The sequence below is a fragment of the Pantoea osteomyelitidis genome (assembly GCF_044342975.1).
Classification (GTDB): domain Bacteria; phylum Pseudomonadota; class Gammaproteobacteria; order Enterobacterales; family Enterobacteriaceae; genus Pantoea; species Pantoea osteomyelitidis.
Window position 1 is genome coordinate 13680 of sequence record NZ_JBGFSN010000003.1, and the last position, 20285, is coordinate 33964.

The 20285-nt window shown below is 55.9% G+C and carries 17 protein-coding genes; 9 read left to right on the top strand and 8 right to left on the bottom strand.

What is annotated here, in order from left to right; all coding sequences use genetic code 11:
* Nucleotides 1-106: 106 nt before the first annotated feature.
* The 3 genes from lysC to panS all read left to right on the top strand — a co-directional run bounded on the left by lysC (nt 107) and on the right by panS (nt 3471).
* A complete protein-coding gene (gene lysC, locus ABU178_RS02325; RefSeq protein ID WP_397211605.1) occupies nt 107-1459 on the top strand; it encodes a lysine-sensitive aspartokinase 3 in 1353 nt (450 codons plus the stop codon).
* Between the two features lie 211 nt (nt 1460-1670).
* Nucleotides 1671-2363, top strand: coding sequence for an aquaporin Z (aqpZ, locus tag ABU178_RS02330; RefSeq protein ID WP_397211607.1), 693 nt, complete (start codon nt 1671-1673; stop codon nt 2361-2363).
* A 190-nt stretch (nt 2364-2553) separates the two neighbouring features.
* Entirely contained in the window at nt 2554-3471 is a 918-nt protein-coding gene (gene panS / locus ABU178_RS02335; RefSeq protein WP_397211609.1) for a ketopantoate/pantoate/pantothenate transporter PanS, read from the top strand.
* Between the two features lie 44 nt (nt 3472-3515).
* Here the strand turns inward: panS and ABU178_RS02340 are convergent, their stop codons facing one another.
* The 7 genes from ABU178_RS02340 to ABU178_RS02370 form a co-directional block, all read right to left on the bottom strand.
* Complete coding sequence (locus ABU178_RS02340; RefSeq protein ID WP_397211611.1) at nt 3516-6473, bottom strand: autotransporter outer membrane beta-barrel domain-containing protein; 2958 nt, start codon at nt 6471-6473, stop codon at nt 3516-3518.
* Between the two features lie 848 nt (nt 6474-7321).
* On the bottom strand, nt 7322-8947 hold the full coding sequence (locus ABU178_RS02345; protein WP_397211613.1) for a Na/Pi cotransporter family protein: 1626 nt from the start codon (nt 8945-8947) through the stop codon (nt 7322-7324).
* A gap of 140 nt (nt 8948-9087) precedes the next feature.
* Entirely contained in the window at nt 9088-10080 is a 993-nt protein-coding gene (locus tag ABU178_RS02350) for an ABC transporter ATP-binding protein (RefSeq protein ID WP_397211615.1), read from the bottom strand.
* Between the two features lie 2 nt (nt 10081-10082).
* The gene (locus ABU178_RS02355; protein WP_397211617.1) at nt 10083-10868 is read right to left on the bottom strand and encodes an ABC transporter permease; all 786 of its coding nucleotides are present in this window, start codon (nt 10866-10868) and stop codon (nt 10083-10085) included.
* A 12-nt stretch (nt 10869-10880) separates the two neighbouring features.
* Complete coding sequence (locus ABU178_RS02360) at nt 10881-11723, bottom strand: ABC transporter permease (protein ID WP_397211619.1); 843 nt, start codon at nt 11721-11723, stop codon at nt 10881-10883.
* Entirely contained in the window at nt 11720-12532 is an 813-nt protein-coding gene (locus ABU178_RS02365) for an alkaline phosphatase family protein (protein WP_397211621.1), read from the bottom strand. The genes ABU178_RS02360 and ABU178_RS02365 overlap by 4 nt, the downstream gene beginning before the upstream one ends.
* 9 nt (nt 12533-12541) lie before the next feature.
* Nucleotides 12542-13603, bottom strand: coding sequence for an ABC transporter substrate-binding protein (locus ABU178_RS02370; RefSeq protein WP_397211623.1), 1062 nt, complete (start codon nt 13601-13603; stop codon nt 12542-12544).
* A gap of 223 nt (nt 13604-13826) precedes the next feature.
* Here ABU178_RS02370 and ABU178_RS02375 point away from each other — a divergent pair, with 223 nt between their 5' ends.
* From ABU178_RS02375 to ubiA, 4 genes are all read left to right on the top strand, one after another.
* On the top strand, nt 13827-14534 hold the full coding sequence (locus ABU178_RS02375) for a UTRA domain-containing protein (RefSeq protein WP_397211625.1): 708 nt from the start codon (nt 13827-13829) through the stop codon (nt 14532-14534).
* 107 nt (nt 14535-14641) lie between these two features.
* Complete coding sequence (psiE, locus tag ABU178_RS02380) at nt 14642-15052, top strand: phosphate-starvation-inducible protein PsiE (protein WP_397211627.1); 411 nt, start codon at nt 14642-14644, stop codon at nt 15050-15052.
* A 94-nt stretch (nt 15053-15146) separates the two neighbouring features.
* Nucleotides 15147-15659: a chorismate lyase gene (ubiC, locus tag ABU178_RS02385; RefSeq protein WP_397211629.1), complete on the top strand. Its 513-nt coding sequence runs from the start codon at nt 15147-15149 to the stop codon at nt 15657-15659.
* 31 nt (nt 15660-15690) lie between these two features.
* A complete protein-coding gene (gene ubiA / locus ABU178_RS02390; RefSeq protein ID WP_397212500.1) occupies nt 15691-16557 on the top strand; it encodes a 4-hydroxybenzoate octaprenyltransferase in 867 nt (288 codons plus the stop codon).
* A gap of 58 nt (nt 16558-16615) precedes the next feature.
* Here the strand turns inward: ubiA and plsB are convergent, their stop codons facing one another.
* On the bottom strand, nt 16616-19039 hold the full coding sequence (gene plsB, locus ABU178_RS02395; protein ID WP_397212501.1) for a glycerol-3-phosphate 1-O-acyltransferase PlsB: 2424 nt from the start codon (nt 19037-19039) through the stop codon (nt 16616-16618).
* 128 nt (nt 19040-19167) lie between these two features.
* Here plsB and ABU178_RS02400 point away from each other — a divergent pair, with 128 nt between their 5' ends.
* Both ABU178_RS02400 and lexA read left to right on the top strand, forming a co-directional pair.
* A complete protein-coding gene (locus ABU178_RS02400) occupies nt 19168-19536 on the top strand; it encodes a diacylglycerol kinase (RefSeq protein ID WP_397211630.1) in 369 nt (122 codons plus the stop codon).
* A 106-nt stretch (nt 19537-19642) separates the two neighbouring features.
* Nucleotides 19643-20257, top strand: coding sequence for a transcriptional repressor LexA (lexA, locus tag ABU178_RS02405; RefSeq protein WP_397211632.1), 615 nt, complete (start codon nt 19643-19645; stop codon nt 20255-20257).
* Nucleotides 20258-20285 lie beyond the last annotated feature (28 nt).

Genomic DNA, 20285 nt, shown 5'->3' on the forward strand with positions numbered 1-20285 from the left:
TGCCCGTTTCTGCTCTTTCTTTGTGCCAAGGCTGAAAAAGTAACTCCCGTTTATTGCGTGCGCCCTGCCATGCAAGGGAGCGATGTAACCTGACACGAGGTAGTACATGTCTCAAAATCTTATCGTGGCGAAATTTGGCGGCACCAGCGTTGCCGATTTTGATGCCATGAACCGCAGCGCCGACGTGGTGCTTGCCGATTCCGCTACGCGCCTGGTGGTGCTCTCCGCCTCCGCAGGCGTGACCAATCTGCTGGTCTCTCTATCGGAAGGTCAGGAGCAGGCGCAGCGTGCTTACCTGATGGATGAAATCCGCCGTATTCAGTACGCGATTATCGATCGCCTGCAGCAGCCCGATGTGATCCGCGAAGAGATCGATCGTATGCTGGAAAACATCGCCATGCTCTCTGAAGCGGCGGCGCTGGCGACATCGAACGCCCTGACCGATGAGCTGGTCAGTCACGGCGAACTGATGTCAACGCTGCTGTTTGTTGAGATCCTGCGCGAGCGCCAGGTCGCAGCCGAGTGGTTCGACGTGCGTAAAGTGATGCGCACCGACGATCGCTTTGGGCGCGCCGAGCCGGATGTCGCTGTGCTGGCAGAGCAGGCCAACGCGCTGCTGGCGCCGCGCATCGAACAGGCTCTGGTGATCACGCAAGGCTTTATCGGCAGTGAGAGTAAAGGACGCACCACTACGCTGGGACGTGGCGGCAGCGACTATACCGCCGCGCTGCTGGGCGAGGCGTTAAAAGCCGCGCGTATCGATATCTGGACCGACGTGCCGGGGATTTACACCACCGATCCGCGTATCGTGCCGACCGCGAAGCGCATCGATGAGATTACCTTTGAAGAAGCCGCCGAGATGGCCACCTTTGGCGCTAAAGTTCTGCATCCCGCCACGCTGTTACCGGCGGTGCGCAGCGACATTCCGGTGTTTGTCGGCTCCAGCAAAGATCCGGCCGCTGGCGGCACTCGCGTCTGCAACGAGACGCTGAACCCGCCGCTGTTCCGCGCGCTGGCGCTGCGCCGCAAGCAGACGCTGCTGACGCTGCACAGCCTGAATATGCTGCACTCGCACGGCTTCCTCGCCGAGCTGTTTAATATTCTGGCGCGCCATAATATTTCCGTCGATTTGATCACCACCTCCGAAGTGAGCGTGGCGCTGACGCTGGATACCACCGGCTCTACCTCGACCGGCGACAGCCTGCTGACCCAGGCGCTGTTAACCGAGCTATCTTCCCTGTGTCGGGTGGAAGTGGAAGAGAACCTTGCGCTGATTGCGTTGATCGGCAATAACCTGTCGAAAGCCTGCGGCGTGGGCAAAGAAGTTTTTGGCGCGCTGGAGCCGTTTAATCTGCGTCTGATCTGTTACGGTGCCAGCAGCTATAACCTCTGCTTCCTGGTGCCGGGCAACGATGCGGAAAGCGTAGTAAGCGCGCTGCATCGCAACCTGTTTGAGTAAAAGCGTTGCGCTTTTTATCAAATTTAAGCCGGACCTGAGGTCCGGCTTTTTTCTTTCTCCCGTTCCGATTCATGCCGTCATGGGCAAGACCTGTCTGCTTTGCAATGAAAGCCGTTCGCTTTTTGCTCTGTGCAGCGGGTGGCCTGTTGAGTTTTGCTTTCCTCTTAAGATAATCGCGCTCGGAAAATATCAATCCTTGTGAGGAAATAATATGCGTAAACTTATGGCGGAATTTTTTGGCACTTTTGTATTGGTGCTGGGAGGATGCGGCAGCGCCGTGCTGGCCGCCGCCTTTCCACAAATGGGCATCGGGTTTGCTGGCGTCGCGCTGGCGTTTGGTCTGACGGTGCTGGTGATGGCCTTTGCGGTGGGGCATATCTCGGGCGGTCATTTTAACCCGGCGGTGACCGTTGGCCTGACGGTGGGCGGCCGCTTTCCGCTACCGCAGGTTTTCCCCTTTATCATCTCGCAGTTGGCCGGTGCCGCTGTCGCAGGCGCCGTGCTCTTTCTGATCGCCAGCGGCAAAGCGGATTTTGATGTGGTAGCCAGCGGCTTCGCTTCTAACGGCTACGGTGAGCATTCGCCTGGAAACTACAATTTGCTGTCATGCATGATTGCTGAAGGGGTGCTGACGGCGCTGTTCCTGATAGTGATTATGGGCGCCACCGACAAACGCGCACCGGCGGGCTTTGCTCCGCTGGCCATTGGTCTGGCGTTGACGCTGATTCACCTGATCGCCATTCCGGTCACCAACACCTCGGTTAACCCGGCGCGCAGCACCGGCGTCGCGCTGTTTCAGGGCGGCTGGGCCATTTCACAGCTGTGGATGTTCTGGCTGATGCCTGTGGTTGGCGCCGCGCTTGGTGGTGTAATCTATCGCTTCCTGCTGGAAAAAGCAGAGTAATACGAGTATTTCTCAGCGGATCGGCAGCAGTCGATCCGCATTTTCCTCTCTCCTCTCTTCTCTGCCTTACGCAGCGATAACGAAATGTTATGATCCCGCGTCCGCTGTTGCAGTTGTTCCCTGTGCAGCGCGCTTTTATCTGTGGCGCACGATGTAAAAAACACAACATTCTTATAAGGAAGTCTGGCTTATGCTTGCCAAAATTACCCGCCTGTTCCCGCTGTGGGCCGTGCTGCTGTCGGTCGCGGCTTATTATTCGCCCTCTACCTTTCTCGCTATCGGTCCGTGGGTAACTTATCTGCTGATGCTGATTATGTTCGGCATGGGCGTCACGCTGAATATCGACGATTTCAAACGCGTGCTGGTACGTCCGGCCCCGGTTATTGCCGGGACGTTTTTGCACTATCTGGTGATGCCACTGGCCGCCTGGGGGTTGGCAAAACTGTTTCATATGCCGCCGGATCTGGCGGCCGGTATGATCCTGGTCGGCAGCGTCGCCAGCGGTACGGCATCTAACGTAATGATCTATCTGGCGAAAGGGGATGTGGCGCTTTCTGTAACCATCTCCTCGGTTTCCGCGCTGGTGGGAGTATTTGCCACGCCGCTGCTGACGCGCCTCTATGTCGACACCCATATTCAGGTCGATGTGATGGGCATGCTGCTCAGCATCATCAAAATCGTGGTGATCCCGATTGGCCTGGGGCTGATTATTCACCATTCAATGAATAATCTGGTGAAACGTGTTGAACCTTATCTGCCTGCGTTTTCCATGCTTTGCATCCTGCTGATCATCAGCGCCGTGGTGGCAGGCAGCCAGGGCTTTATCGGCTCGGTAGGATTGGTGGTGATCGTGGCGGTGATCCTGCATAACGCCATCGGCCTGCTTGGTGGGTACTGGGGCGGCAAACTGTTTGGTTTTGACGAATCCACCTGCCGTACGCTGGCGCTGGAAGTGGGTATGCAAAACTCCGGTCTGGCAGCTACCCTGGGGAAACTCTATTTCTCGCCGCTGGCTGCGCTGCCGGGCGCGCTTTTCTCAGTCTGGCACAATCTTTCCGGCTCGCTGCTGGCGGGATACTGGTCCGGTAAACCGATAGCGAAGAAATAAGCAAAAAAAACGGGGCCATCACTGGCCCCGAAAAACTGCAGGAGTCAGAAGTGGTAATTAATGCCTAACATGAACTGACTGTCGTTATAACCCGCATCGCCCACCTTCTGGGCAAAGTTGGTCCATCCTTTGAAGTTTGTATCCAGTCTGGCTTCAATGCCGACCTTAACCTCACCCAGATTACGTACGCCGGCCTGTTGAATCAGCGTGTTATCCATGCGTACAGCGGGCGTTTCGGTGTTGTGAATCCAGTTCACCTCGACAAAAGGCTCAAACTGGCGCGGCGTGTTGGCATCTTTGATATGGCTGCCCTTCAGAAAGGTGCGCACGCCCAGGCTGGTCATGATGTTGTCATTGCCCTGAGCTTGTACGTGAGTACCGTTTGTTTCGCGATGATCGTCTGCTCTGACCCCTTGCCAGACGACCTGCGCTTTCGGCTGAATAAACCACTGGTTTACGCTGCCCAGACTGCCGCGAAATTCTGACAGCTTCGCGGTATAGCCTGCTTCAACCGACGCGGTAAGCCCTTTGGAACGATAGTTTTCCTCCGGCAGATCCTGGCCGTTGACGCTGTTTTTGAACCAGTTGTAAAGCACCCAGCTATCGACATAGGTGCCGGTTTTATCCTGATCGTTGGCGTACCAAGTGCCGTAAATACCGGCGCTGTAGCCGTTGATCTCGCCGCCGGCCCGGTAGCCATAGGCGGAAGAACGGGTTTTGTTCTTGCTATGGGCATAGCCCGCCATTACGCCGAGATGAAAACGATCCAGCTGATTCTGGCTCCATGAAACCAAATCGCCGCCCAGCTGTGCCACATAGCGATTGCTCACCATTTTGAGCTGGCCGTTGCTGTTGTAGCCGGTGTTCTGACCGCCTACCTGGCGCAGCCACAGGCTGGTGGCATGGCCCTGATCGCTCAGGTTGTCGGTGAACTGGGTTTCGCCGAGACGATCGTGTAGCCGGGTGACAAACAGATTGTTTGCCGCCTCGAAGTTAGCGAGATAAACGCCGGATTCCGGGCGCAGCGCCAGGTTACGATCGTTAACTGCTGGTCCCGGAGGAGTAACAGGGCCGCCGGTTGGGGGAACATCAGCCACAATTTCATCCAGATGAGGGCCGTTATCCGCCGGATCGCCGCCGTCGCCGTTATCGCCGGGATTGCCGCCGTTGCCGTTATCGCCAGGATCGTTGATATCTGCGGGACCTTCGACTTCATCGTCAGGCTCGTCAGGCTTTTTATTGCTCAGATACCAGTTAGGCTGCGCCGCTCCCTCCCCGCGCAACAGGCTGTAGTCGTAAGCGCCAGCCACGATGCGTCCCTGCTGCACAAATTCACCGGCAGAATTACCCGCAACCCGAATAAGCTCAATGCCGTTGCCCTGGGTATAATCGCCTTTGCCCCCCAGGTTATTCACCACAACATTCGTGGTGCCTGCGGTATCGCCTTCCACCACCATTTTATTGGTTTCTGAATTTTCATCGCCCAACACAGTATTAAACACCAGCGTGCCGCCGTTGCCCGTGTAGTTTTGACGCACCGTCAGTACCGACTGCTCGCCCTCTTTAGGGGTAAATTCCACCGTCCCGGCATTGTCCAGGTTCGCCACATCGGAATTTCCGCTGATATTCCAGCGGCTGGAGTTATCCACCATCACGTCCGTCGCGCGGTAGGCCGCGCCATTCCACACTGATTGATTACGCAGGGAAAGATTGAGCGTGCTGTACATTTCCGCCCTGACATCGCCATTCAGCGTGACATTATTATCTGCCGCCAGGTCGATATTACTGTAATAAACGGCACCTGAGACTCTGCTGGTGCTTAACGCCAGCAGGCCATCATCGGCCGTCAATTCAGTACCGTTTTTCAGGGTGACGCTCAGATCGGCGCCATTGGCGATAATGCCTGTAAAGCCTGCTGTGGTCAGGCTGCCGTTATCGACGGTAACCTGACTGAGGCCGGTGAGGGCATCGCCATTGGCATAAATGGCGGATGCTGAGCTGCCCTGTACGTTTACTGAACTGTTCAGCAGATTAAGCTCGCCGCCTTCCAGGTATAAACCGTGAGCATAAGTGCCGGAGGCCATCACGTTAAGATTGTCGGCGGTGATGTTGGAGTGGGTGTTTACCGCCAGGCCATAAGCGGCTTCACCCAGGGTGGTAAAATTACTGTCGGCGATCTGAATCGCGCCTCCGCCGGTTGCCGCAGCGGCAATAGCGCTTTCGCCCATGGTGTTTACGCTGCTGCTATCAATTCGTACATCATCAGCGTGGCTGACAATGCCATGGCCATATTTGCCGTAGGTTTTGATTTGACCATTGGAGAGTTCGGCCTGACCATCGGCGACATCCAGCCCATAAGCGTTTGCGCCATAGGTATAAAGTTTTACTCCGCTGGCGGTCAGGGAGGCGGAGGAATCCTGAAGCGTAATGGCGTGGGAAGCCTCGCCCTTGGTCTCGTACTGACCGCCGGTAATCTCAGCCTGTGCATTGCCTTTCATATTTAAGGCGTGCGCATCTTCTGCCGTGCCTAAAGTGCTCACCCGCGTATTATTTAGCGTGATGTGGCTATTTTCTACGTCCACGCCAACGCCATTAGTAACGGTAATCTGACCTTGATTAAGGGTGATATCCGGCGCAGTGGTTTCATTCAGGCCTTTCGCCTGCAGGCCATAACTGCCGGTAGCAAATATTCTTAAACTATCGGCATTCACCTTTCCCTGATCGACATAAACCGCAGCGATAGAATTCATGCCGGTCATGCTGACTTCGGTATCATTTAATGTGACATCACTATTGCCCGTGATGCGCATCCCTGTTCCCGTACCATCTGACTGAATAAGAATGCTGTCAGCCTCCAGCGTGCTGCCATTAATAATCAACGTATCGGTTAACCCGCTGCTGTTGGAATTAAGCTGCACGTTATCTAACGAGACAACTGAACCTGCCACAGCCTCCAGCGCCGGACTGCTTTCGCCCAGCGTAATAATGGATCCGCCCGTCATGGTTAATTGGCTGTCAGATAAATAAATGCCTCTCGAATTATTATTATTTGCAACGATTGTATTGTTATTTAATTCGAGGACAGCGCCATCTATGCCTTGCGCAACGTCCAGCCCCGTTTGTTTACTACCAAAACTTAAACCCGGATTAATAACGAGATGGCTTCCTGCTCCTGCGGCGTATAGCGGGTAATCTCCTTGTGTTTCAGCGGTGTAGTTACTGGTTACATTGAGTGTGCTGCCATCCGTCACTTTCCAGGGGGATTCAGCAAGCACACAGGAAGGAAAGCAGATGAGCGTTATCGCATTTAAGCGAAACAGGGTATTTTTGAATATTCCGTTCATAGCGTAATCCATTAAAAGAGCTTGTTATTAATAAACTGAATTTGTTAAAAGCCATGGCTTTTCAGGCAAGCTTCAAAAACAGTTTACAACACAAAAAAAGTTCCATTTTTTTTAAACAAAAGCTCAATGAATTATTTTAATGATGATTAACTAAATAAAAAACGATAAGTTTTAACCAGTCTGTGCAAGTTTTAGTATGTTATAAAAACAACTGGTTAACTATTGCTGGTGAAAAATAGTGATGTAAATATAATGCTAATCTAATTAAAGGCTTATGCTTATTTAAATTAATATAATTGGGTGAATAATAAATGTATATATAATATATAGTTTGATAATGATTTTAATTGACTTGTTGTTTTTGCGATTACTTTTATCGGTTAATTAAAAGCAGGGTTCAATCAATCAATATTTTTTATCTTTCTCTGTGCGGCCTACCAGGAAAATTCCTCTTTATGCTGTTTTATTGACCATAAAGAGAACATTTTCCATTGGCAGCGCAAGCCTCAGTCTTCTTCATTTTCATTATCCGGCTGCTCCAGCACGTTGTAGGCGATGGCGCAGAACAGCGAATTCAGGCGCTTCATATCACCCAGCAAACCCAAATGCAGCGAGCTGGTTTCAATACTCTGGACATTCTGCCGGTGCAGCCTGTCTACATGCGCATGGGCGAAGCGTCGGTTGAGAATGCGGAAGCGATGTTTGGCGCGACGCAGTCGTCGCGCGCTGTTGATATCGCGCGACAGGAATACCGACAGGCTCAGGCGCAGGTTGCTCATCAGATGTTCCTGCAACGCTTCCAGCTCTTTCATCCCGTCGGCAGAGAAGGCGCGCCGCGCCGCCAGCGATTTATCGGCCACGTCGCCGCTCATGCGCTCAATGATGTCGCCAGCCTGCTCAAGATTAAGCGCCATCTCAATGGTTTCGCCCCAGCGACGAGAATCCTCATCGGCGAGGTCTTCTTTCGGCATACGCGCCAGATAGAGCTTGATGGCGGTATAAAGCACGTCGACGTCATCATCGAGCCGCCGCACGTTACGCTCTTGTCGCGGCTCGCCGTGCACCACCTTACCGAAGGTTTCCAGCATCTGCTCCACCACATCGCCAATGCGCAGGGTCTCGCGTGCGGCATTCGCCAGCGCCAGAGCAGGCGTGTCCAGCGCGCTGCGATCCAGATGTTTAGGCTTCAGGCGGGGATCGGTTTCCGTGTCGTCGCCGATCAGGCGTTGACAGAGACGCGCCATGGCCCCGGCGAAAGGCACCATCGCCAGACAGCGAATCAGGTTGTAAAAGACGTGGAAAAAGATCACCAGCTCTTCGTCATTGACCGGCAGCAGATCCAGCCATTCGGCAATCAGGTTAACGAAGGGCAAAATAATTACGCAGCCAATCAGCTTAAACAGCAGGCTGCCGAGAGCGACGCGTTTGCCTGCCGCATTAGAGCCGCTGGCGTTAAGCATCGCCAGCAGACCGCTGCCGAGGTTGGCGCCAATCACCAGACAGAGCGCCACTTTAAAGGAGATCACCCCGGTGGCCGTCAGCGTGGCGGTAATCAATACCGCCGCCAGGCTGGAGTAGCTAATAATGGCAAACACCGCGCCAATCAACGCATCCAGCATGATATCGCCGGTCAGGGTAGAGAAGAGCACCTGCACCCCGGCGGCCTGCGTAATCGGACGTGCCGCCGCCACAATCAGCTGGAGCGCCAGCAGAATAAGGCCGAGGCCGATGATGGCGCGCCCCAACTGGCCCACCCGCGACTGTTTGCGGCTGAGGAAAAATACCACGCCAAAAAAGATGAACAGCGGTGAAAGCCAGGAGAGGTCAAAAGTAAGGATACGCGCCATGATGGCGGTGCCGACGTCGGCCCCCAGCACCACTACCAACGCAGGGGTCAAGGTGACGAGATTTTGAGCGACAAATGAGGTAACCAGTAACGTAGTGGCGTTACTGCTCTGCACCAGGGTAGTGACGCCGATGCCAGCAAGAAAGGCCATCGGCTTGCGTTCCACGCTGCGGCTCAGCACGCGGCGTAGATCGGCGCCGTAAACGCGCATGATGCCGGTGCGCACGATATGGGTTCCCCACACCAGCAGCGCCACGGCGGAGAGCAGATTAAGTAAGGTTAGCACGTATAGAAACTCCTCAACCGTCAGGCTTGAGGCCATGTCCTGCAATCAGACATAAATGTTGTACGCACAGAGTGCCAGCCTGACGGAGAGAGCAACCTGTGAAAGATTTCGCCGGCCCGGTTGCTGATTTTTGCTTTGTTTTAAGCTACATGCCGCAGGGTCGACATTTCTAACTGTAGACCAATCTCTGTACCGGCGGGGCGTAAATCCGCCACGGAACGGTTCAGCACATCTACCGACAATTCAATGTCCTGCGTCACGATGCGGTAACGGATCACGTTACCCAACAGGCTGTGGCTGAGAATGCGGGCCGGGATCCCCACTTCAGGCGCGCAGAGCTGGATCGACTCGGGACGAACCGCGACCTGGCCGTGGAAAATTTGCCCGGTCAGCCGGGTTGCCTGTTCTGCGCTCAGCAGGTTGTAGTTGCCGATAAACCCGGCGGCAAACAGATCCGCCGGCTGGGTATAAAGCGCCTCGGCATCGCCGTTCTGCACGATTTTGCCGCGGTTCATCAGCACGATGCGATCGGAGAGCGTCAGCGCCTCCTCCTGATCGTGCGTCACGAACAGGGTAGTGAGCTTCAGCTCCTGCTGGATACGGCGGATCTGATCGCGCAGATGACGGCGGATACGCGCATCCAGCGCCGAGAGCGGCTCATCCAGTAGCAGCAGACGCGGCCGCGTCACCAGCGAACGCGCCAGCGCCACGCGCTGACTCTGTCCGCCGGAGAGCTGATGCGGATAGCGTCGGGCGAAGTCAGTCAGCTCCACCAGCGCCAGCGCTTCTGCTACCCGTGCGCGGATCTGCCCGGTCGGCAGCTTCTGCATCTTCAGGCCGAAAGCGACATTCTTTTCTACCGTCATATTGGGAAACAGCGCGTAGCTCTGAAACACCATGCCGATGGCGCGCTTTTGCGGCGTCAGCGGCACGATATCTTTTCCCTGCAACATAATCTGGCCGCTATCGGGCGAGGTTAGCCCGGCGAGGCAGCGCAACAGCGTCGACTTGCCGCAGCCGCTCGGCCCCAGCAGCGTCACGAATTCCCCTTCCTGAGCGCTGAAATCGATCTGCTGAAAAATCTGCGTTGCGCCGTAGCTTTTGTTCAGCTGTTTTACCTCGAGATATGCCATGGTCAGCCTCGTTCACGGTTCAGGGTGTTGGCCAGCAAGGTCACCAGCAGCACCACAAAGAAATAGGAGATCACCAGCGCGCTGGTGAAATGGCCGCTGCCGTTGCGCATGTTATAGAGATAGACCTGCAACGTTTCATAGCGGTTGCCGACCAGCAGGTTAGCAAACACAAACTCACCGATCAGAAAGGAGAACGACAGCAGCACGGCGATAAAAACGCCTTTACGTAAATTCGGCAGCACCACAAACAGCGCCGCCTGCCAGGTGCTGGCGCCGAGCAGATGCGCGGCATCCATCAGTTCTTTCAGGTTGATGGCCTGCATGTTGTTGGCGATGGCGCGATAGATAAAGGGCAGCGCGATGGTGAAGTAGCAGCCGATCAAAATCCACGGCGTGCCGGTGAGCATCAGCGGTGACGACGAGTAGAGCTGCAACAGCCCGACCGAGGAGACCACCGGCGGGATGGCGAACGGCATCAGGATCAGTACGTTCATTACCTGGTCCAGACGTGGATAGTAGTAAGCGATCACAAACATTGCAGGCAGCACCAGCACTAACGAGAAAACCAGCGCGCCCAGACAGATCAGCAGCGAATGGCCCAGCGCGGCGAGAAAGCGCCCGTCGCTCCAGAGTTCAATAAACCACTTCAGGGTATAGCCCTGCGGCAGAATGGTCGCGCTCCACTGTGACGAGAGCGCATAGAGCAAAGTGGCGATTAGCGGCAGCGCCAGAACGGCGAACAGTAGCCAGACCACCACGTGATGATAAAGTTTTTCCGCACGCGACATGCTTCTCTCCTGTCAGGGCTGTTTCGCGTTGAGGTAGCTGCGACGCACCAGATATTGCTGCGCTACGGTGATCAGTGCCATCAGCAGCACGAGCAGCATGGCCAGCGCGCTGCCGGTATTAGGATCGAGGGAGATATCGCCGGAAACCAGCGCCGCGATGCGCACCGGCACCACGTTAAAGTTGCCGGTGGTCAGAGCATAAATCGTGGCGTAAGCGCCCAGCGCATTGGCCAGCAGAATCACAAAGGTGCCAAGCAGCGCCGGGAACAGAATCGGCAGACCGATGTGCCGCCAGTAGCGCCAGCGGCTGGCACCCAGCAGCGCGGCTGACTCCTGCCACTCCTTTTTCAAACCGTCAAAGGCGGGAAAAAGCAGCAGAATGCCGAGGGGAATCTGAAACCAGGTATAAACCAGCACCATGCCGTCGCGGGAGAAGAGTTTAAAACCCTGAACGCCATATTCACGCAGCAGCAGCGTCACACAGCCATTCAGGCCGAGCAGAATCACAAAAGCAAACGCCAGCGGCACGCCGGCGAAGTTACTGGTCATATTGGTAAAGGAAGTCAGAAAGCGCTGGAGACGACCGCTGCCGAGCTGGTTCAGGGAATAGCCCGCCAGCAGCGCGATCAGCAGACCGTAAACGCTCGACCAGATGGAAATATCGAGGGAAAAGCGAAACGCCTGCAAATAAAACGGTGAGGTCAGGATGTCGTGATAGTTATCCCAGCCCCAGGTCTCGTTCATCTCGCTCCAGAAGCTGTTGATGGCAATCCACAGCAGCGGCGCCAGCTGAAACGCGATCCAGAACAGGGCGAACGGCAGCAGACACAGCAGCGCAACGCCTTTTCCTTTCATTGACGCGGCTCCGCCAGCAGGCCGCGACATACCGTTTTATCGTGAGCCACGCCAAGCAGATCGCAAATCGTGCCGCACAGGGCGGTTTGCTGCGGCGCCAGATCGGGTTGCAGCGAAAACGCCTGACCAAAGACAAACAGCGGCACCTGGGTTTCCTCCGGCAAAATCCCGCCGTGGGAGCGGTCGTCGTTCATGCCGTGATCGGCCGTGACAATCACCTGATAACCCGCCGCCAGCCAGCCCGGCATCCAGTGCGACAACCAGCCGTCGGCCATGCGTGCGCGATTGCGATATTGAGAAGAGGAGAGGCCGAACTGGTGTCCGGCATCATCGACATTCATCGGATGGATCAGCAGAAAGTCGGGATCGTGGCGCAGCCGCAGACTTTCCGCGTCTTCAAACAGGTGCGAATCGGGATAGCTGTCGTCGTGATAGAAATGACCATACTGAATCGGTAGCTCCGGCGCGTCGGTATGACGATCACGCGCCGGAACGAAAGGGGTGCGGTTATAGAGTTCACTCACCCAGTGATAAGCCGCCGCCGCGGTTTTCAAGCCCGCCGCGCGCGCATAATGAAACACGCTGCGCTCGCGGCTCAGGCGGCTGACGCCATTATGAATAATGCCGCTGCGTATCGGCGTCACGCCGGTAAGAATGCATTCATACAGCGGGCGCGACAGCGACGGCAGCTCGCAGGTCAACTGATAATAATGACCGTTTCCCTGCGCGCATTCGGCATGCAGATAGCCCATCGCATGAAGCGCCACCTGATTGCTCAGGCCATCCAGCACCACCAGGATCGTTTTCATACCCACTCCTTATTGCTGCATATTGATGATCACGTTCTCCTGCCACAGACGCGGCAGCATTTTCGAGCTTTTGTCCCAGGCGGCCTGGTCTTTAATCGGACGAGCGTTTTTATACTCTGATTCCGGCAGCAGTTTGGCCTGTACGTCAGCAGGCAGCGTCAGGTGCTGAGCACGGATCGGGCGCGCATAGCCTTTCGCCAGATTGATCTGACCGGCATCAGAGAAGATATATTCACGCGCCAGCTTCGCGGCATTCGAGTGCTTCGCGTATTTGTTGATAATGGTGGTGTAGCCGGAGATCACCGAACCGTCTGTGGGGATCACGACTTCATAGCGGCTTTTATCGATCTGATCGCGATAGTTAAGGCCGTTGAAGTCCCAAACCACCGCCATCTGAACTTCACCCTTTTCGATATTGGCAATCACCGGATCGGTCACGCCCAGACGTCCCTGCTTCGCCAGGTCGGCAAAGAAGGCCAACGCTGGCTTCAGGTTTTTTTCATCGCCGCCGAGGGCGTAGTTGGCTGCCAGCACGCCGTTAGCCGCCTGAGCTGCGACGCCGACATCACCGATAGTAACCACATACTTACCTTTTTTCAGATCGGCCCAGCTGTGGGGGATGTCTTTTACCTGCTGTTTATCCACCAGAAAAGCGATGGTGCCGGTATAGGCCAGCATCCAGTTTCCCGCTTTATCTTTCGCCCACTCAGGCACCTGATCCCAGTGCGTCGGCTTAAAGGGCATCGCCAAATCTTTAGCGACCGCGATCGGGCCAAAAGCTGCCCCCACGTCGCCGATATCCGCGCTGGCGTTCTCTTTCTCCGCCGCGAACTTGGCCAGCTCCTGCGCCGATGACATATCGGTATCGCTGTGCTTCAGACCATATTTGCTGCTGATGTCGTTCCAGGTATCTTTCCAGTTGGCCCAGCTGTCCGGCATGCCGACGCTGTTGATTTGGCCTTCGCTGCGCGCGGCTTTTTCCAGCGCGGCGAGATCGCCGTCAGCCGCCTGCGCGGTGGGTAGAGCAAGCATAATGGCACTGCTTAATACAGAGGCGATAAACGCTTTCATCTCAGATGCTCCCGGTGTAAGTTGAATGGCCTGTTGGACTAGACCAGCAAGATCCGAGCCAATGTAGCTTGCTGAGATGAAGGTTTTATGACCACAGCGGTAAATGCGGCAAGGCGAGGCGACCAGCCGCTATGCTTCTCCCTCCAGGCCGCAGTGAGCGGTTACTTTTGTTCTGTCATCGAACTGTCACAGTGCAGTTTCGCCCCAAAATGAGGCTTGTGTTGTGGTATCAGCTGCTGTGAAAACCGTGGACGTAATCTGCGAGGCGTTGCTGGCGCGTATTGCCGCCGACGAATTTACCGGCGGGCGCTTGCCATCGGAGCGGGCGTTGAGCGAACAATTTTCCACCACGCGCATCACGCTGCGCGAGGCGCTGGGCCAGCTGGAAGCGCAGGGGAAAATTTACCGTGAGCTGCGTCGCGGCTGGTTTATCGCGCCGCCGCGTCTGGTCTATAACCCATTACACCACAGCCATTTTCACGCTATGGCGGCAGAGCAGGGACGCGTTGCCCGCACAGAGGTGCTGGCGGCGCATGAAGTGTTGGTCACTGGCCGTCAGGCAAAAGATTTGTTGCTGCCGCCGGGATCGCGCGCGTACTGCATCAAACGGCTGCGCAGCATTGATGGCCGCGTCGTGCTCTATGTTGAGCACTATCTAAACCCCGCCTGGTTTCCCGGCCTGCTGGATGAGGATTTAACGCGCTCGCTGACCGATCTCTACGACCAGCGCTACGGCATCCGCTACGGCGGCGCGCGCTTCACCATTGTGCCTGGCCCGCTGCCCGATTTCGCTGCGCCAGCGCTGAAGGTGGCAACCGGTATGCCCGGTTTGCTGATTACCCGCATTAACCGCGATCAGCACAGGCGGGTTATCGACTGTGACTGCGAATACTGGCGCTACGATGCGCTTTGTGTCGATGTCGAGGTCTAACCTCAGTCTGCTGCTCCGCTGTCCTGCTCTGTCTCAAGGCTTATATTGTGATTCATGTCTCACTCCCGCATGATGGCTCCAGCAATATTTACATTTTGAGGCGAGACATGAACGCGAAAACAACCACGGGACGGCATATTGCCACCGTGCTGCAATGGGTGCTGAACCTGGGGCTGCTGATGCTGGCGGTGATCCTGGTAATATTCCTCAGTAAAGAGACTATCCATCTGGCTAATGTGCTGCTGAACAGCGGTGAGCAGGCCTCTTCCTATCTGCTGATCGACGGGATTGTGATCTATTTTCTCTATTTTGAATTCATTGCGCTGATCGTGAAATATTTCCAGTCGGGCTACCATTTCCCGCTGCGCTATTTTGTCTATATCGGCATTACGGCAATTATTCGCCTGATTATTGTCGATCACAAAAATCCCTTCGATACCCTCTGCTATTCCGTGGCGATCTTTATGCTGGTGGTGACGCTCTGGCTGGCCAACAGTAACCGGCTGAAACGGGAGTAGTTGTGCGGTTCGATAGCGCTGGCAGATAGCGGGCAGGTGTTCTGCCCGCGCCTCTGCGTTACACTATGGCATCTGTTTTGACCGGAGAGGCCAAATGTCGCAAGACGCGCTCACCCTGTTACGTCAACTTCACTGGTTGCCGCCTTCCTCGCCCGCGCTGAACGCACCGTTGCTGGACTGGCTGATGGAAGAGGATTCCATGACCCGGCGCTTTGAGCGCCACTGTCAGCGGGTGTCGGTGGAGCCGGTGCGTGAAACCTTTATCCACGCCTCGGATATTCCTGAAGAGTCCGCGCTGCTGCCTGAAGATACGCGTTTCTGGCTGCGGGAAATTATTCTGTATGGCGACGGCGAACCCTGGCTGGCTGGCCGCACGCTGGTGCCGGAAAGCACCCTGAACGGGCCGGAGGCGTTGCTGCAGCAGTTGGGCACCCGTCCGCTGGGCCGCTATCTTTTTTCCTCTTCGACCCTGAGCCGTGATTTTATCGAGCCTGGTCGTGTTGAACAGCTCTGGGGGCGTCGTTCACGGCTGCGGTTGTCAGGAAAACCGCTGCTGCTGACCGAACTTTTTTTACCGGCTTCGCCGCTCTACCGCAGTTCGATGTGAGGAAGTGAAAATCGTGCAAAATAGCTTACAGATGAGCAAGTTTCAGGCTTACAGCCGCCTGATGCGCATTGATAAACCCATTGGGACTTTGCTGTTGATGTGGCCGACGCTCTGGGCGTTGTGGCTGGCCGATATGGCGGTGCCGCCGCTGTCGGTGCTGTTGGTTTTTGTGCTGGGCGTGATAGTGATGCGCGCCGCTGGCTGCGTGATCAATGATTTCGCCGATCGCAAAGTGGATGGTCATGTTAAGCGCACCCAGGGACGGCCGTTGCCGAGCGGCGCCGTGAGTGAAAAAGAGGCCAAACTGCTGTTTGTCGGGTTAGCGCTCGCCGCTTTCCTGCTGGTGCTGACAATGAATCGGATGACGATTTTGTTGTCGGTGGTGGGGCTGGCGCTTGCCTGGGTCTATCCCTTTATGAAGCGCTACACCCATCTCCCGCAGGTAGTGCTGGGCGCCGCCTTTGGCTGGGCAATTCCGATGGCCTGGTCGGCGGTCAGCGAGACGCTGCCGCTGGTCTGTTGGCTGGTGTTTATCGCCAATCTCTGCTGGACGGTGGCGTACGATACGCAATACGCGATGGTTGATCGCGATGACGATGTGAAAATCGGCGTGAAATCGACGGCCATTCTGTTTGGTCGTTTCGACAAGCTGATGATTGGACTGCTGCAGCTGGCCACCTTAGGGTTGATGGCGCTGGTGGGAATGCTGCTTCAGCTGAACGGCGCGTTTTACCTGTCGCTGCTGGTGGTGGCTGTGCTGTTTGTCTGGCAACAAAAGCTGATTGCTCAGCGGGAGCGTGATGCCTGCTTCCGGGGCTTCCTGAATAACAACTACGTTGGCCTGGTGCTGTTTATCGGCGTCGCGCTGAATACCCAGCCTTTTATCGATCTGCTGTAAAACAAACAGGGCGACCATCTGGTCGCCCTGTTATTACGTCACGCAATGCGAAGCGCATTTATTCGTGCGCGACCGCGCTCTCAATGGTCAAGCGCACATCGCTGGTTACCAGCTCCGCCAGCATCTCCCAGGTGCCTTGGGTGCGCACCACGTCCGCATCGCCGGTATCGCTGATATAGCCTTCGTCGCGCAGCGTTAACACCAGCGTGGTGAACACCGCTTTATCAAAGAACTCCGGCGCGTTGATGCCGTGCAGCACCGACAGGCGTTGAGCCAGCGTGCGGCTCTCTTTTTCCAGCGTGCCGCGATTAATTGTGGGTTTGGCGCTAAGAATAGAGAAGGTGATGGCATAGCGCTGCAGGGTTTCGCGAATACCGGCAGCAAGCAGCTGCAGGGTGCGATAGCGCGCAGCCGTGAATTTCAGCATGCCATCCTGGCGAGTAAGCAGTCCCTGTCGCGCCAGCTCAGCGCTCAGCGCTTCAAGCAGCGCAGGCAGCTCCGTATTATCCCAGCGCAGAAAGAGTTCGCTTTTCAGCATCGGATAGATCAGGCTCACTTGACGCAGCAGTTCCGCGTCGCTGATTTCACGATGCTGCTGCACGATGGCGGCGATCAGCGACGGCATGACCAGCATATGATGAATATTGTTGCGATAGTAGGTCATCAGCACCGCCTGCTCGCGCGGCAGAATGATGATATCGCCAATATTATCCTGCTCGGTTTCAAACTTGTTCATGCTCATCGCATGGTCAAGCAGCGCCTGTGCGGAAAGATCCGGGACAGTCGCATCCGGCGAGTAAGGGACGTTACGCAGCAGCTGGGTGTAGCATTCCAGCTGTTCAACTAGCTGTTCACGGGTCAATGAGCGCTGACGTGACGCCAGCAAGGCGGTTACGCACAGGTTCATGGCATTGGCCGCGCCAGCTTCATTGATGCGCACCATCAGACGCTGGGCGATATCGTTAACGGTAGGCGTCAGCCAGCCCGGACGCTGCGGCTCAATCGGATCGATCGCGTCGCGCCATTCCGGTACCCGTTTGTTCAGATAGTTCACCAGCGGCAGCGGTTCGCCAAAGTTAACGTAGCCCTGGCCGAGATTACGCAGCTTGCGCAGGCCGCGCACCATCTGCATAAAGCCTTCTTTCTCTTTCGCCGCGCCGCGCAGCTCTTTGGCGTACGTGCCCACTTCCATCACATGCTCGTAGCCGATATAGATCGGCACCAACGTAATCGGGCGATTGCCGCCACGCAGCATCGCCTGCAGCGTCATCGCCAGCGTACCGGTCTTCGGGTCGAGCAGGCGACCGGTGCGCGAGCGTCCGCCCTCGACAAAATATTCCACCGAGTAGCCACGGCTGAACAGTTCGCCCAGATATTCACGAAACACGGTCGCGTAGAGCTTGTTGCCCTTAAAGGTACGGCGGATAAAGAAGGCGCCCAGGCGACGGAAAATCGGACCGGCGGGCCAGAAGTTAAGATTAATGCCGGCAGCGATATGCGGCGGCACCAGCCCCTGATGATAGAGCACATAGGAGAGCAGCAGATAATCCATATGGCTGCGGTGGCAGGGAACATACACGATCTCATGTCCATCCTGCGCCAGCTGGCGCACACGTTCTCCGCCGTTGACATTAATGCCCTGATAGAGACGGCTCCAGAGCCAGCCCATCACGCGATCGGTCACGCGGATCGCCTCATAGGAGAAGTCAGCCGCCACTTCTTCCATCATCTCAACGGCATTTTGCTGCGCCTTTTCATGAGAGATCTTTTTGCTGCGCGCTTCATCCTCCACCGCCTTTTCAATCGCCTTTGACTGCAACAGCTTATTGAAAAGATCCTGGCGCGCCGGCAGGCTCGGGCCAATCGCCGCCAGACGCTGGCGGGCGAAGTGAATACGCGCCACGCGCGCCAGCTTTTGAGCGATCGATTGGTCGGTGCCGTGTTCCGTCGCCATACGACGCAGGGAGACGGTAGGCGAGAAACGCACAAAGCTGTCGCGCCCGAGCCAGAGAATGGCGAAGAATTTTTGCAGGCCGTTCAGCATGCGCAAATGCGGCGTCGGCTCGCCCTGAACTTCGCGACCCGGCGCACGGCCAAACATCATCGAGACCGGCAGCATCTGCACGTCCAGCTGCGGGTTGCTGCGATGCAGATCGAGATACTCGTGAAAAATTTTCACCGATTCCAGATTCGGCACGAAATAGGGAAAAAGGCGCGGCCCGTCATGAATAAAAACATGACGCGGCAACAGTGCGCCGTCTATTTCCAGCGGCTCCAGCGGATCGGGCAGATGGTGCTTAATACATTGAGCACGCAGCGCCAGCAGATCGGCTTTGGAATCGTAGGGCAATACATACATAACAGGCCGGGTCGAATCCAGTCCGAGTTCGGAAACGGGATCGGCGGGAATGGCCTTACTTTTCACCAAAATAGAGAGTGGTAAATTGAGCAATTTGTAATAAAGTTTACGCCAACCTGACATAGACAACATGAAGCCTCTTGTTAGCAAAGCGCCGCAAGCATACCAGAAAGCGCAGCGAAGATCTGTGGGGGCGCCAAAAGCACACCGCTCCGACATTGACGTCAAACCATTCAAAGGGTTCCCATATTATGGCAAATAACGTTACCGGCTTGACGCGAATCATAAATGCCGCCGGTTATTCATGGAAGGGCCTGCGCGCCGCCTGGCAGCATGAGGCGGCATTTCGTCAGGAGGTTCTCGCAGCGATCGTGGCCATCGTTATCGCCTGCTGGATCGACGTAGACGTTATCTCCCGCGTGTTGATGATCGGCGCCGTGGTGCTGGTCGTCATCGTGGAGATTCTCAACAGCGCCATCGAAGCAGTGGTCGACCGTATCGGCCAGGAGCGTCATCCCCTTGCCGGTCAGGCGAAAGATATGGGTTCCGCCGCCGTGTTGCTGAGTATTTTACTGGCGCTTTTTGTCTGGATCACGCTGCTCTGGACGCATTTGCGATAGGCTTTCCGGAATTGGCTAAACCGCTGCTTTTTCCCTCTGTTTCGGTTTTCATTTCACCAATACCTGTATATACTCACAGCGACTGTATAAACAACCAGGGGGCGGGATGAAAGCATTAACCAGCAGGCAGCAGCAGGTCTATGACCTGATTCGCGACCATATTAACCAGACGGGCATGCCGCCGACACGCGCGGAAATCGCTTCGCAGCTGGGCTTTCGCTCACCTAACGCAGCTGAAGAGCATCTTAAAGCGCTGGCGCGTAAGGGCGTAATTGAGATTGTCTCAGGGGCTTCGCGCGGGATTCGTCTCCTGATGGAAGAAGAGCCGAGCGCAGGACTGCCGTTGATTGGCCGCGTCGCCGCCGGTGAGCCGCTGCTGGCGCAGGAGCACATCGAAGGTCACTATCACGTTGATCCTAACCTGTTTAAACCCAATGCGGATTTCCTGCTGCGCGTCAGCGGGATGTCGATGAAAGATATCGGCATTATGGATGGCGATCTGCTCGCGGTACATAAAACTCAGGATGTACGCAACGGGCAGGTAGTGGTTGCGCGCATTGATGATGAAGTCACGGTAAAACGCTGGAAAAAACAGGGATCGATCGTGCAGCTGTTGCCGGAAAACAATGAATTCCAGCCTATCGTGGTCGACACGCGTCAGCAGTCGTTGACGATTGAAGGCCTGGCGGTGGGTATCGTTCGCAACGGCGAATGGTTCTAAGCGCATTTTCTGTACCGATGCGGAATAA

Bases quoted from the DNA above. Each gene is read 5' to 3' on its own strand.
- lysC (WP_397211605.1), top strand. From the start codon at position 107: ATGTCTCAAAATCTTATCGTGGCGAAATTTGGCGGCACCAGCGTTGCC.
- aqpZ (WP_397211607.1), top strand. From the start codon at position 1,671: ATGCGTAAACTTATGGCGGAATTTTTTGGCACTTTTGTATTGGTGCTG.
- panS (WP_397211609.1), top strand. From the start codon at position 2,554: ATGCTTGCCAAAATTACCCGCCTGTTCCCGCTGTGGGCCGTGCTGCTG.
- ABU178_RS02340 (WP_397211611.1), bottom strand. From the start codon at position 6,473: ATGACGGGCGGATCCATTATTACGCTGGGCGAAAGCAGTCCGGCGCTG.
- ABU178_RS02350 (WP_397211615.1), bottom strand. From the start codon at position 10,080: ATGGCATATCTCGAGGTAAAACAGCTGAACAAAAGCTACGGCGCAACG.
- ABU178_RS02355 (WP_397211617.1), bottom strand. From the start codon at position 10,868: ATGTCGCGTGCGGAAAAACTTTATCATCACGTGGTGGTCTGGCTACTG.
- ABU178_RS02360 (WP_397211619.1), bottom strand. From the start codon at position 11,723: ATGAAAGGAAAAGGCGTTGCGCTGCTGTGTCTGCTGCCGTTCGCCCTG.
- ABU178_RS02365 (WP_397211621.1), bottom strand. From the start codon at position 12,532: ATGAAAACGATCCTGGTGGTGCTGGATGGCCTGAGCAATCAGGTGGCG.
- ABU178_RS02370 (WP_397211623.1), bottom strand. From the start codon at position 13,603: ATGAAAGCGTTTATCGCCTCTGTATTAAGCAGTGCCATTATGCTTGCT.
- psiE (WP_397211627.1), top strand. From the start codon at position 14,642: ATGAACGCGAAAACAACCACGGGACGGCATATTGCCACCGTGCTGCAA.
- ubiC (WP_397211629.1), top strand. From the start codon at position 15,147: ATGTCGCAAGACGCGCTCACCCTGTTACGTCAACTTCACTGGTTGCCG.
- ubiA (WP_397212500.1), top strand. From the start codon at position 15,691: ATGAGCAAGTTTCAGGCTTACAGCCGCCTGATGCGCATTGATAAACCC.
- plsB (WP_397212501.1), bottom strand. From the start codon at position 19,039: ATGTCAGGTTGGCGTAAACTTTATTACAAATTGCTCAATTTACCACTC.
- ABU178_RS02400 (WP_397211630.1), top strand. From the start codon at position 19,168: ATGGCAAATAACGTTACCGGCTTGACGCGAATCATAAATGCCGCCGGT.
- lexA (WP_397211632.1), top strand. From the start codon at position 19,643: ATGAAAGCATTAACCAGCAGGCAGCAGCAGGTCTATGACCTGATTCGC.